Annotated in this window: 15 protein-coding genes; 7 read left to right on the top strand and 8 right to left on the bottom strand. The window is 60.8% G+C overall.

What is annotated here, in order from left to right:
• Nucleotides 1–2: 2 nt before the first annotated feature.
• The 6 genes from LNV08_RS07775 to LNV08_RS07755 form a co-directional block, all read right to left on the bottom strand.
• The gene (locus tag LNV08_RS07775) at nt 3–215 is read right to left on the bottom strand and encodes a hypothetical protein (RefSeq protein ID WP_263533130.1); all 213 of its coding nucleotides are present in this window, start codon (nt 213–215) and stop codon (nt 3–5) included.
• A gap of 14 nt (nt 216–229) precedes the next feature.
• Nucleotides 230–709, bottom strand: a complete 480-nt coding sequence (locus tag LNV08_RS07770; RefSeq protein ID WP_263533129.1) for a hypothetical protein — start codon at nt 707–709, stop codon at nt 230–232.
• 325 nt (nt 710–1,034) lie between these two features.
• The gene (locus tag LNV08_RS07765) at nt 1,035–2,393 is read right to left on the bottom strand and encodes a YfjI family protein (RefSeq protein WP_263533128.1); all 1,359 of its coding nucleotides are present in this window, start codon (nt 2,391–2,393) and stop codon (nt 1,035–1,037) included.
• The gene (locus tag LNV08_RS07760; protein ID WP_263533127.1) at nt 2,390–2,821 is read right to left on the bottom strand and encodes a hypothetical protein; all 432 of its coding nucleotides are present in this window, start codon (nt 2,819–2,821) and stop codon (nt 2,390–2,392) included. The genes LNV08_RS07765 and LNV08_RS07760 overlap by 4 nt, the downstream gene beginning before the upstream one ends.
• 116 nt (nt 2,822–2,937) lie before the next feature.
• Nucleotides 2,938–3,153 carry a helix-turn-helix transcriptional regulator gene (locus LNV08_RS23140; RefSeq protein WP_414858711.1) on the bottom strand — a complete coding sequence of 72 codons (216 nt, stop codon included), beginning with the start codon at nt 3,151–3,153 and terminating at the stop codon, nt 2,938–2,940.
• Between the two features lie 317 nt (nt 3,154–3,470).
• Complete coding sequence (locus LNV08_RS07755) at nt 3,471–4,835, bottom strand: tyrosine-type recombinase/integrase (protein WP_263533126.1); 1,365 nt, start codon at nt 4,833–4,835, stop codon at nt 3,471–3,473.
• Nucleotides 4,836–5,227: 392 nt separating this feature from the next.
• Here LNV08_RS07755 and LNV08_RS07750 point away from each other — a divergent pair, with 392 nt between their 5' ends.
• A complete protein-coding gene (locus LNV08_RS07750) occupies nt 5,228–5,452 on the top strand; it encodes a hypothetical protein (RefSeq protein ID WP_263533125.1) in 225 nt (74 codons plus the stop codon).
• A gap of 242 nt (nt 5,453–5,694) precedes the next feature.
• Nucleotides 5,695–6,177, top strand: coding sequence for a GreA/GreB family elongation factor (locus LNV08_RS07745; RefSeq protein ID WP_263533124.1), 483 nt, complete (start codon nt 5,695–5,697; stop codon nt 6,175–6,177).
• A gap of 99 nt (nt 6,178–6,276) precedes the next feature.
• Here the strand turns inward: LNV08_RS07745 and LNV08_RS07740 are convergent, their stop codons facing one another.
• Nucleotides 6,277–6,789 carry a hypothetical protein gene (locus tag LNV08_RS07740; RefSeq protein WP_263533123.1) on the bottom strand — a complete coding sequence of 171 codons (513 nt, stop codon included), beginning with the start codon at nt 6,787–6,789 and terminating at the stop codon, nt 6,277–6,279.
• A gap of 231 nt (nt 6,790–7,020) precedes the next feature.
• Between LNV08_RS07740 and LNV08_RS07735 the strand changes: the two genes are divergently transcribed.
• From LNV08_RS07735 to LNV08_RS07720, 4 genes are all read left to right on the top strand, one after another.
• On the top strand, nt 7,021–7,995 hold the full coding sequence (locus LNV08_RS07735; RefSeq protein WP_263533122.1) for a helix-turn-helix transcriptional regulator: 975 nt from the start codon (nt 7,021–7,023) through the stop codon (nt 7,993–7,995).
• A gap of 147 nt (nt 7,996–8,142) precedes the next feature.
• Entirely contained in the window at nt 8,143–8,451 is a 309-nt protein-coding gene (locus LNV08_RS07730) for a DUF2249 domain-containing protein (RefSeq protein WP_263533121.1), read from the top strand.
• 37 nt (nt 8,452–8,488) lie between these two features.
• On the top strand, nt 8,489–9,700 hold the full coding sequence (locus LNV08_RS07725) for an NnrS family protein (RefSeq protein ID WP_263533120.1): 1,212 nt from the start codon (nt 8,489–8,491) through the stop codon (nt 9,698–9,700).
• 47 nt (nt 9,701–9,747) lie between these two features.
• Nucleotides 9,748–10,266: an RrF2 family transcriptional regulator gene (locus tag LNV08_RS07720; protein WP_263533119.1), complete on the top strand. Its 519-nt coding sequence runs from the start codon at nt 9,748–9,750 to the stop codon at nt 10,264–10,266.
• Between the two features lie 48 nt (nt 10,267–10,314).
• Here LNV08_RS07720 and LNV08_RS07715 read toward each other — a convergent pair whose 3' ends face one another.
• On the bottom strand, nt 10,315–11,112 hold the full coding sequence (locus LNV08_RS07715) for a Crp/Fnr family transcriptional regulator (RefSeq protein ID WP_263533118.1): 798 nt from the start codon (nt 11,110–11,112) through the stop codon (nt 10,315–10,317).
• Between the two features lie 332 nt (nt 11,113–11,444).
• On the opposite strand from LNV08_RS07715, the gene LNV08_RS07710 reads away from it, so the two are divergent.
• Complete coding sequence (locus LNV08_RS07710) at nt 11,445–12,146, top strand: Crp/Fnr family transcriptional regulator (RefSeq protein WP_263533117.1); 702 nt, start codon at nt 11,445–11,447, stop codon at nt 12,144–12,146.
• Nucleotides 12,147–12,192: the final 46 nt, after the last annotated feature.

Genomic DNA, 12,192 nt, shown 5'->3' with positions numbered 1-12,192 from the left:
GCTCAATCGTTGCGATGGATTGGGAACACCGCCAGCGTGTCGAGGCCTTTGGCCTGCATGCGCGCACGGTAAACCATAGACGGCACCGACTCGCCGGGGAAGCGGTGAAGTTCGTCCAGGCGACCGGGTACGGCGGCCAAGCCGACCACATCATGGTCGGCGCGCATTCTCATGTAAATGACTTGCGGCGCTTGGTGGTCGAATTTCTGAGGCATGGTGAAATCCTTGTTCATTCGGTGGCTTGGAAAAGCACCTGCCGCAATTCGGCTTGCAGGTGGTCGTGAATCGCGGCCGGGTCACTTTCGGCGGCCAGCACTGGGCAGAGTCGAGCCGGGATCTGCATCAAGGCATCGCGCAAGCTGGCGGCGCGGCGGCTGTAAGCGCTGCGCACGGCGTCCGTGCGGATCAGGTCGCCCCGCAGTTCGGCCAGTTTGAGGGCCGCCAAGTCGGCTTCGCTGGACTCTCGCCGTCTGCGCGCCTCAGCGAACGTTTCATTCGCGTCGGCATTTGCATCAGTAGGCGGCTTTGGTGGGGCGATTTTTTTGCGGCTGCCGTGCGCAGGGTTGATATTGTGGGCACGCCATGCCAGAGCGGCATCAAGGCTATCTGTCGGCATGCCGCGCTTGGCATGCCGGGAGACGATGGACTCATGCACGCCCAACGCTTGGGCGAGAGATCGGTGTGTGTTAGTGCTGGTAGTGCTTTGCATAACTTGCCTTGCATAGTTTGAAAATTGACTGACTAGCGGGATTTCGAGCTCGTTTCGCACCCGTACTGGGAAAGCCCCAGGAGTACCTTGAAGGGGGTGGCCGTGTCGGCTTTCTTTTCTTTTCCAAATACCTATGGTGATATTGGTGAAATTAGCGAGTAATGAGTGTTCATGCGGGTTTGCGCGTGATTCATGGCGTGAGCTAAGAGTGAAAGAAGGACTTGGGTCTAGACCGAATGGGTCTTTCCTCACTCAAAAATCACCGCCTAGCTCACTGCTCTAAGCTGCATGGTTGCTCATAACTCACTTAAATCACCTATCTCACTCACATGCATACGGGGTAGTAACGCTGGGCGACTCGGCCCCCAGTGTTCGAATCCTTTCGCATCTCAATCAGCGGCGGGGCCCAGTTCAGCAGGGTTTCGAGTGACGCCTTGACTTCGGGAATGCGCTTGCGATTCCACAGTTCTTGCATCTCGCTCAGCTTGATGCCTGGCGCGTCCATCACGCGCTGGTGCACGGCCTTTGTGAAGTCGTCCAGTTCGGTTTCATCCTCGCCGGTTGAGAACATGTAGGTGATTGACTGCCGCCAGTAGTCCACCCAGGCGAGCGCAGCCCACAAATCACCAACCTCGATTGCGCTGCGTTTCTCCATTAGGCAGAACACCATGGCCAGCATGCGTGCGTAGACCTCAGAGCGGGCCATCAAACTGCCGACCTTGCCGTCGCGATCCTGAGTTAGCGCTTCATACTCATCGCACCAATAGGCTTCAGCTTCGGGTGTCATCTGCACTTCGTGCGAGTTGTTGCCGTGCGGATTACCATCAGTGGCGTACTCGATGGCGTCGGCCAACTGTTCGGCCAGTGCATCTAACTTTGCTTCAGGTGTGGGCTTTGGCAGAGGAACCAACTTAGGCCGGTGAACGTGCAAGATCATGAACCGATTCAATAGGCCGTTAGCTGCATCGTTCTCGGTGGATTTCTCGCGAAGTTCATGGCCGGTGATGTGGCCGATGATGACAACGTGCGGCCGGGTTGCCGTGAGTTGCGAAGTCTTTGTAAGAGGTTCGACGTCTCGGCCATCCCACATATTGCGAATCGTGGCGCTCAGAATGTTGCCCTCCCGCTTGACTTGGGCGAGCACGTTGGCGAACTCCGATTCAATCACCATCAGGCGCTTGTCGTTCACTCCGGGGTCGCCGCCTTTGCCGGTCTTTTCGTCGGGTTCCCTGGCGTCGCGGATAGCGTAGGCCACGCCTTCGCCACTGCTCAAACCCCCGGCGTGGATACGCAGCCGGTCAAGGCTTTGGCTTCGGCGCCGCAGGATGGCATCAGCACGGCGAAACACTTCACGAGGCGTGTGCTCGGCGGTACCTTTGCGGGCCTTCCCCGATTTGCCTACGATCAAGGCGAAGGCTCTGGCGTGCGATATCGCATCGCCGATCCTCTGGTACGGGCCGCGACCAATGGCGCAGCAAAAGAGCGCCACCACATTGACGGCCACAGCCACGGGATGCGCCTCAGAGTTGGCGCAGGCGGCGTCCACGATGCCGCGCAGCAAATCAATGAAACCTTGCGGCGCCATAACTGGCGGCGCGAGTGGTGAAGGGCCATCCCCTTCTGCCTGCGATGCATGGCGCGGCGGTGGCGTGAACCCGTCGAAGTGCTCGGGCAGGGCGCTCATGAATGCACCTCGGCTTCAAGGTTTGCGATCCGTGAGCAACACTGACCAAGCCGGGCGCGATCCTGTTCGGTCAGGCTCACGCCTGCGGCCAGATTGGCGGCGGCGATGCGGATCAGCTCAGCCTCAAACCGAAGCAAGCCCAGCGCCTCGGCCGCAGACAGCATGCCTCGCCGGCGCGGGCCTGGCGTGTGGTGTGCAGTCAAACGCTCAGGGAACAGGTCTTGCAGCTCAAGGCCAACTGAGCGCGCGATGGACTGGGCGTCGCAACCCGCCTTGAAGCAGCGAACCAACACAGCGCCGTCCTGCCCTTCAGCGATGGACAGCGTGGTCTTGTTACTTGCGTTGCAGGCCAAGCAGGCGCCACGGTAGCGGCTGCCATACTGGCGCATGTTTCCGTGGCCGTGTAGGAATTTGTCCAAGGGGCTCATGTGTGGAGCCCTTCAGGAACGCATCGGGCACTTGCCAAATCAAGGCGATGCGAACCAACAGATACGCCGCTTCCTGCCGCTGGTGCAGCATGATTCGTTTTCATGGCGGCCTCCTGTCAGGATAGGGCGGCGGCGCGCTGCTTAGCGAGCCAAGCGTCTAAGTCGGCGCGCAGGATTCCTGAGGCGCGGCCACCCAACTTAATCAAGGGCAATTCCTTGCGCTCAATGAGGTTGTAAAGGTGCGATCGGCTTACCGATAGGTATGGGCCGGCACTGGCGATTCGCAAAACAGCCGCTGGTATTTCTTGCTGCGTAGGTGTGGGGTTATGCATTTGCTGCGTTCTTTGGTTTTTATTAAAAAAACCGCCGATCTCTTGGCAAGCGCCGACAGAAGCCCCTAAGGGACTCCACAAGCGACTGCGAAGATGTCATAAACTCAGCCTGTCTCTGTGGGAACTTAGACAGCCTGCTTCGGCGGGCTCGGGGCGGCGCAAGGGTCTGATACACCTTTGCGTCTCCCCAACTCTTTAGGCCATGTTGACCACTGTCCACCTTTTTTGAACAAAGTTCTTTGGGCATCCAGTGGAGTCATTATGGACACCCTAGGACGGAATAGTCAGGGGGAAAATGAGACAGCCCAAAAGTCAGGCTATGTGACCTTCAGCGTCAGCACATTCGCAGGCTTGGCGCTGAGAAGTTCCAACCGTTCACCGAGCAGGCGCCAAGCATCCTTCATCGGCGCCTCATATTTGGCACGCTGGTAGATCCGTTTGATTTTGGATTCTTCAGTGTGGTTCAGACATCGCTCGATGACGTCGGGCAGGGCGCCCAAGTCAGCCATCAAGGTGGCGCCAGTGCGTCTCAGATCGTGCGGGCGCCAATGCCCACCGGCTAGGGTCAAGGCGTCAATCTGTTTTGACCGGCCGGTCATTGGGGAGGCTACCCGCTGACGATCTGCGACTTGTTTGGTGACGGTTTTCGGGCACACAGGTCCGTCAGTTCGGGATGCAGGAAAGCACCAGGCGGTCGAGCCGGTGAGCTTGTGCAGGCGTTCAAACTGGCGCAGAGCAAAACCGTTCAGTTTCACCGCGTGAGCCTTGCCATTCTTGGTTGTCGGCAACACCCAGGTTTGCCGCTCAAAATCAACGTGCTCCCAGCGTGCTCCTAACACCTCACCTATGCGGGCAAGTGTGCTCAGCTGGATCAGCAGGGCGCATTGGGAAGTGTCTGCCAAGCCAGCAGCCGGCAACTTGGCAAAAAAGGAAATAAGCTCAGCTTCGCTCAGTACCCGGTCGCGTTCAACGTCGGGGCCGATCTTGGCCTTCTTGATGCGTGCGGTGGGGTCGGCCTCCACGAGGTCGCGGTCAAGTGCAAAGCCAAACATTTGGCGCAAGTCAGATAAGACACGCTTGGTCATCCGGACCACATCGCGGGTCATCATCGAGTCGATTACGAGTTGAACGTGCGCTTTGGTTATGTCGCCGGCAGCGACGTCGCCAATAAGCGGGAAAACGTCGCGTTCAAATGCGCGCTCCGCTTCGGCTCCCTTATCTGCCCGCTGGCGTAGCTCCAAGGCCTTCCATTGACCAAACAGGCCTCGGACTGTGAGCCTAGCGGCTTGCTCTGCAATGGCCGCCAGTCGGGCGCGTTGAGCGTGCATTGCTTCGGCCAAATCTGCCTCTGCTTTTGCTGCGGCCACTTGCGCAGCGTCAACTACCCCACGTCGCTCCAAGGCCTTGCGCTCAATGGGATCAATGCCCGCCTTCAGTTCAACCGCGAGCCGGTCGCGCTCATCGCGCAGTGCTTTGAGGGTTTGGCCGCCTTTGTCCTTCCAAGTGCCAAGGGGAATTTGACGCAGCTTGCCGCCCGCTTTGTATCGCCATTTCACGTAGAGGCTAACGGCGCCGTCTTTGCCCACTCGAACCGTGCCATACATCGATTCGCCCATGCTGATCCGCTTGCCGTCGTCGGCCAAGTTAAGCGCCTGCAATTCTTTGACGGTAATCACGGCCATGTCGACATCTCCAAAATTTAGCCACACCTTTAGCCACACCGTTGGGCTGGCTGTGAGTGTACTTTGAACGACGGCGGTGGATGAGTGACGAACGATGTATTCAGTTAAGTGGTTGATTTATATGTGAATTTTAGTCAACTGTGGACACCGTTGGATTGCGGTGGATTGACTTAAAATTGCCTGGGGGACAAGGGGTAGCAGGTTCGAATCCTGCCGTTCCGACCATGTGAATAAGTTTGGAATCAAAGGGTTAGCTCAGAAATGGGCTAACCCTTTCGGCTTTCTGGGTCTGAACGCTGCGTTTGTGACTATCTAGAAGCTGGCTTGGTGGGCGGGCAAAAGTGCGATGGTTTAGCTTGGCCATCGGGGAAGGGTTTACCATCGCAGCGCAAATGCCACCCATAAAACCTTCACCTCTGCGCCGCCTGCTCACCCAGCGCCCCGTCCGCCCTGAGCATGAGCGCGCCCGGGCCTTGATTGCTGCCATCGATGCTGGGGGCATCCCGCTGTATCCGGCCAAGGTGAACCAGATCGCACGCGACTTGGGCCTGGAAGTTTCGCGCGATGCGCCGGTGGAGGTCACGATTGCGCGTTTGCGTTCCCTGCTCCGGGCTTAGCCTGCACATAGGCCGGCGTTGCGCAGAAGCTTGCGTCTAGATGAAAAGAAGTGGATAGGAACGTTCAGGTCTCTTCAATCCATTTCTACATGTTCGCGTCGGAAGTTTGGATGGCTGGCCGGAAGCCAGCTCAGTGCCCCTAACTGAAGTTAACCTACAGGCAAAGGCAGTGTCGAAAGCTGGTGGAGCCCTTCATAATCAAGACTCGACCTCCCGCTTGCTCGAGACGCCTATCTTTCATCATGGACAAATTCTTGCTGCAGCAGCGGGTGCTGGAAAAACTCGCCGAAGACCTGCTGCAAGTCGAACAGGCTGCGCGGGCGGCTCATGAAACGGCGACTCACGAAGAAAACATCGCCGAAAACAAGTACGACACATTGGGTCTTGAAGCCGCTTACCTGGCCACCGGCCAAGCTCGCCGCGCCGAAGCCATCCGCCAGGCGATGGCCAATTGGCGCCAGTTTCGCCCGCGCCCCTACGACGCCAGCAAAGGTATCCAGCTCGGCGCGTTGGTCTGCCTGGTCGACGCCGAAGATAGCCCGCAACAGCTTTTTCTCGGCCCGGATGGGGGCAGCATGAAGTTGCTCAGCGGCGCTCAGTTTGTGCAGGTCATCAGCAGCGAAGCCCCGCTGGGCAAGGCCTTGCTGGGTAAATGTGAGGGTGATGAGGTCTCGATTCAGGTCGCTGCAGTCCGGCAGCAGTTCGAGGTGCTGCGGGTTCAGTAAGCCGCAAGCGGGCTCACTCCGATTAGATCGGAGATAGATCACGATGCCCCCGTAGGACGCTCTGCGCAACCCTCAAGGACATCGCTGCCCCGTGTCGCTTCAGCGGGAACGAATCGATCGCAGCAGGCGCTGCAACCGCGCTGGCGTCCAGCCCTCGTTGCCATAGGCGCCCAGCAGGCGGTCGAAGAGCCGGCCGGCGTCGTCGATCAGCGCCGGGTCCAGGCATTGCAGGTGGGGCTGCAAGACGTCCGAGACCCTTTGTTCATCGAGCTTGGTCTGGGGCGGCGGACTGCGCCGATCTATCCAGTCGGCCAGCAGCAACCACATCACGCCGGGGCTTTTGACCAATTGACTCAGGCGCCAAAAGGCCTGGCTGACCTCGGGGTGCACGCTCAGCGCCTGACAATGCGAAGCCAGTCCATAGACTTGGCCGCCATATTCCAGATGTTCGGCAACGGCTTGGCACAGCTGTGTCAAGCTGGCCGGCGGCGCTGCTGGCTTGAAGTCAAACGGGCTGGCTCCGTGAGGGCAGTCGCTGTCGTCATCGCCGCATTTTTTGTCTTTGAGGCTTTGCACCAAAGCGGTCGCAAGATCTGACGTCGTCATCATCATGTGTGTGTTCTCCCGGGTGATGCCAAAACAGAAGCAAAAAAGGATAGGAGGCGGATCGCGGCCTTCTTGGGAGCAATGATGCGGACCCAGAAGCTCAAATAACGAGCTAGCCCATCGTTTGCTCGATTGAGCAGCGTCGCTTGGTCACGTTTGCCGGCTACAGTCCGACTGGCTCAAGCCGTGAGCGTCTGCTTCCTCCAAAATCTCTGCAAAAACTCTGCCTAAGCCGCCATGTCAAAAACCGCTCGCGTCTACAAGATCGAAATGCTGATCCGCAATCGCGGTCATGTGAGTTTTCAGGAGATGAGGGACGAGTTGGAGGTGTCGGCCGCCACGCTCAAGCGCGACCTGGAGTACTTGCGTGACCAACTCGGCGCGCCGATCGAGTACAGCCGCATGGACGGCGGTTACGGCTTTGGCGCGGGCTACCGAGGGCAAGAAAAGCATGAGCTGCCGGGCTTGTGGTTCAGCGAGCGCGAGTTGTATTCGCTGCTGATGGCGCATCAGATGCTGAGTGAGCTGGGCTCCGAGGGCGTCATCAGCCGGCACCTGGCGCCTTTGCTGGATCGCATTCACGGCCTGCTGGCGCCGGGCGAGGCCGACGCCAAGGGGCTACTCAAGCGCATCAAGATCATCAGTCCGGCCAAACGCCCGGTGCCGACGCAGTTCTTCGAGATGGTCGGCGAGGCGCTGTTGAAGCGTCAACGCTTGCATCTGCGTTATCTGACGCGCGGCCGCGCCACGGTCAGCGAGCGGGATGTCTCACCTCAGCGCCTGGTCCACTACCGCAACACCTGGTATTTGGACGCCTGGTGCCACTCGCGCAATCAGGTCTTGCGCTTTGCGCTGGATGCGATCGAGACGGCCGCGACCTTGGATATCAAGGCCAAGGAGATTTCGCTCAAGCAGATACAGGCCGAGATGGACGGCGGTTTTGGCATCTTCGCAGGCGAGAAGCGGCAATGGGCCACGCTGGTGTTCCAGGAGAAGGCCGCGCAATGGGTCAGCCGCGAGGAGTGGCATGCAGAGCAGCAGGGGGTCTGGCTGAACGACGGCAGCTACGAGCTCAAGATCCCCTTTGTTCACGAGACCGAGATCGTGATGGACATCCTTCGCCATGGCAATCAGGTCAAGGTGCTAGCACCGCCAAGCCTAGTCTCCGAGGTGGCCAAGCAGTTGGCCGAGGCGGCGGCCTTGTACCAATGAGGCCAGGGCAGCGGCGCAGGCGAGAGCGCTGCAGCCTGCGCCTTTGAAGCTCGGCAGTGATTTAAATCTATATTTCAGATATTGCTTTCAACTCGAGGAGTCTGCATAATAAGTTGTATTCAAAATAGAGCTTAAAGGATTGCCCGCATGAACACCTCCGCCGCCAGCGCCCTGAGCAACTCGTTTGCTTCCCCCGCCGTCATCGATGTGCGTCTGATTCCACCGCAGCTGCGCCATGGTTTGATCTTTCAACAGTTCGACAGCCTGGCGCCGGGTGCCGGCTTCGAGCTGCACAGCGACCATGAACCTCTGCCATTGAAGCAGCAGTTTCAGGCCCAATGGCCGGGCCAGTTCGATTGGGAGACTCTGGAAGCCGGCCCGCAGCAGTGGCGCGTGCGCATAGCGCGTCGCCCGACGGCCAAGAGCTGCTGCGGCTGCTGCAGCGGCGCGAACTGATCGAACGTCAAAGCAACCGTCAAGGCTGGAGACCACCATGGGCCATGTTTTCGTGCAACTGCAAGAGCCGCTGCGGCGGCGCCGGCCGGGAGAGGGCTTGGCGCTCTGGGACCTGGGCTTTCGACCCTTCTATTTGCTGGCGGCGAGCCTTGCTTTGCTGTCGGTGCCCTTGTGGGCTTTGCAGTTCAGCGGCCTGCTGAGCAAGGGCGGCTTGCGCGGCGCCGCCTGGCATGCCCATGAGATGGTGTTCGGTTACGCGCTGGCCATCGTGATCGGTTTTCTGTTCACGGCCGGGCGCAACTGGTCGGGCCAGGCGACGCCCACGGGCCGGCCCCTGATGGCTTTGGCGGCGCTTTGGGTGCTCGCGCGCGTGCTGGTGTTGACGCCTTGGCTGGAGGCTTCGCTGCTGGTCAACGTGGCCGTGCCTTGGGCAGCAGCCTGGGGCTTGTGGCGAGCCTTGTCTGCGGGAGGCAACCGGCGCAATTACTTTTTTGTCGGGCTGCTGCTGGCGATGGGGGCGGCCTCGGCTGTTCTGCACCTGACGCATTTGGGCTGGCTGGGCTTGCCGGTTTCGCTGGCTCAAGGTTTGGGGCTGATGCTTGGCCTGGATGTGCTGTTGTTCATGATTGCCGTGATGGCCGGGCGCGTGCTGCCCATGTTCTCCAATAACGGCGTGCCCGGTATGAATGCGCGCCGTGACCCCCGCGTGGAGCGCGCCGCTCTGGGCAGCGTCTTGCTGCTGCTGGCTTTTGACGCGCTGGGCCTGAGCGGCCCGCTGCTGCTGTTGGCCCTGCTGCCGGCGCTGCTCGCGCATGTCTGGCGTTTTGCGCTGTGGCAGCCTTGGAAGACGCTGGGCAACCCCTTGGTTTGGGTTCTGCACGCGGCCTATGCCTGGCTGCTGCTGCATCTGGGCTTGCGTTCGGCGGCCGCGCTGGACTGGCTGCCCGCTAGCGCGGCCACCCATGCGCTAACCATTGGTCTGATCGGCTTGATGACGCTTGGCATGATCACGCGCACCGCGCTGGGGCACACGGGGCGGCCTTTGAAGGCCGGGCCGGTCGAGACGCTGGCCTATTTGGCCATGCTGGGCGCAGCGCTTGTGCGCGTGTTTGTGCCGCTGCTGATGCCGGCCGCCTTGTTGCCGGCGGTCTGGCTGTCGGCGGCGCTGTGGGCCTTGGCTTTTGTTCTGTATTTGTGGCGTTATGGGCCTATGCTGCTGCGCCCACGTGTCGACGGCCTGCCGGGCTAAGACGCCATTCCCGCCCCCCATTTTCAAATACAGCCGAAGGAGGCCTCGTGCGCCTGACCACCATGACCGACTATGCGCTGCGCATGTTGATTTATCTCGGCCAGCATCCCGAGCGGCTCTGCACAACGGCCGAGATCGCTCAGGCCTATGACATCTCCGAAGCCCATTTGACCAAGATCACTCACCAGCTCGGGCTGGGCGGCTGGATCACCACGGTGCGCGGCAAGGGCGGCGGCATGCGCCTGGCCCTGGCGCCGGCAGAGATCATGCTGGGCGAGTTGGTGCGGGCGATCGAGCCCGATTTCTATTTGGTGGAATGCCTGGGCCAAGGCAATGCCTGTGGCCTGACCGGGCGCTGCCGCCTCACCGGCATCTTCAACGACGCCTTGGCGGCCTTTTTGGAGCAGTTGGACCGCTACACCCTGGCCGATCTCCTCAGCGCCCCCAATGCCGGCACGGCCGGCCCAGCGCAAGCCGTGATGCTGGGCCTTCCTCAAACCATGATCAAGCCCCCGATCCCGCCCCTCGTCAGCCGGCGCATCAGAAAGCCCCGTGATCCGGCCTGAAGCTGCTCGAGTGGGCGCGACCCTTGCGCAGCGGCCCACGCGCTGCTGCTAGCGCAGCGCAGCCAGCCCGGCGGGCGCAAGAATACGCAGCTCGCGATGTTTCATGACGATCAGGCCCTGTTGCTGGAACAAGCGCAGGGTCCGCGACAGCGTCTCGGGGGTGACGCCCAGCTGAGCCGCTAGATCGCGCTTGAGCAGGCCCAGGTTCAGGCAGTCACCCTGGCCATTGAGCCTGAGCTCATTGAGTAGCCATTCGGCCAAACGGGTGGGAAAGTCCTGCGTGCTCATGGCCTGACGGGATGCCATCGCCTCGCAGGCGCTGCTGCCCAGGCTTGCCAGCAGCACCTTGAACAGCAAGGGATGGGCCGCGCACAGGGCCAGCACGGCCTGCGCCGGGAACTCATGCGCCAGCACCGGCGTCAGCGCCAGCGCGGTTTCGGGGAAGGGGGCTTGCGGCCAAGCGCTCGCCAGATCTATCCACTGGCCTGGCTGCAGCGCGCGCCCCTGGCGCCAGACCGCTTTGGGGTCATGCAGTCCCATGCTCAGCTTGCCGCGCACCAGCAACCACAAGCTGCCCGCCGCATTGCTGTCGCCGTCCTTCAGCAGCAGCCCGCCCGGGCGCACACGGTGGCTGCGGCCCATCAAGGCCAAAGCGAGCAGGGCGTCCTCGTCATCTTCCAGGCTCGGCCAAGCCTGCCTCAGTGCCTGAAGCACAGGCGCTGCGGCGGCTGGTCGGCGCGGCGCTGCAAGGTGGGCGCAGGCAGGATGCAGATTCAGCTGCCGGGGTGGCGACAGCAGGGCGTGAGCCGAGGCTTGAGCATGCTGCGTATGGATGCTGGGGGTCATGCTGAGTTGTCTCCTTGGGACCGAGCAAGGCCGGGCCGCTGCGGCATTGCGGGGCAAATTGCCCCGCTGTTTTGCGAGCGCCTAGTCGACCACCGAAGGCCCTGCCTCGGCCTTGAACTGGGACAAGATTCAAACCGGGTTTTGTAAAAATCGCAGCCCCTTCCTTTTGGCCCTCGTCCTCAAGAACTAGTGCGTAAGCGCGGGGCCGGGCCGGCCATCGTTCTGAAGAACTAGGCGCCGGTCAGACTTGATCTAACGCAAATTCCAAGCGCCACCGCTGCGCAGAATCGCGCTCCGACAGGCCCGCTCCGGGCCTCTCTTGGAGCCCCTTCATGTCATCCGCTACCTTCGACCTACCGCGCTATCTATCCGTGCTGCCTTTGTTTGCCGACATGCAGTCAGATGAATTGCGCCGCTTGGCCGGGAGCGGCTGTCGCATGCAGCGCGTGGGTCGGGGTGAGGCGATTTTTCGCGTCGGTGATTGCTGCGACGAGTTCCATGTGGTGGTGACCGGTCAGGTCAAGCTGTTTGCGCTGGCCAGCAGCGGCGCCGAGAAGGTGATCGAGTTGGTTGGCCCGGGCAATAGCTTCGGCGAAGCAGCGATGTTCTCGGGCAAGGCTCATACTGTCAACGCCCAAGCCTTGAGCGAAACCTTGCTGCTGTCCATCGCCAAGGAAGCAGTGATGGGCGAGATCCAACGCGACCCGCGTTTCTCGCTGCGCATGTTGGCCGGCGTGTCCAAGCGCCTGCACGGCATGATCAGCGACGTGGAGTCCTACTGCCTGCACAGCGGCATACAGCGTGTGATTGGCTATTTGCTGCGCGATCACTTGGTGGAGGACCAACTGGCCAACCAATCCATCACCATCTCCTTGCCCGTCAGCAAGGCCACCATTGCCTCGCGCCTGTCACTGACGCCCGAGTATTTCTCGCGCGTGCTGCATGAGCTGGAAGACGAAGGCTTGATCGAGATTGACCGCCGCGATATTCACATCCTCAGCACCCGGGGCTTGGCCAGCTACCCCTTACAGTAGCCGCTCGCACATCCTTTCCTCTTCCCCGATCTTCTTCTCCTGACCT

It is taken from the genome of Paucibacter sp. TC2R-5 (assembly GCF_025717605.1).
GTDB lineage: Bacteria > Pseudomonadota > Gammaproteobacteria > Burkholderiales > Burkholderiaceae_C > Paucibacter_A > Paucibacter_A albus.
This window is presented reverse-complemented; position numbering and strand designations above follow the sequence as displayed.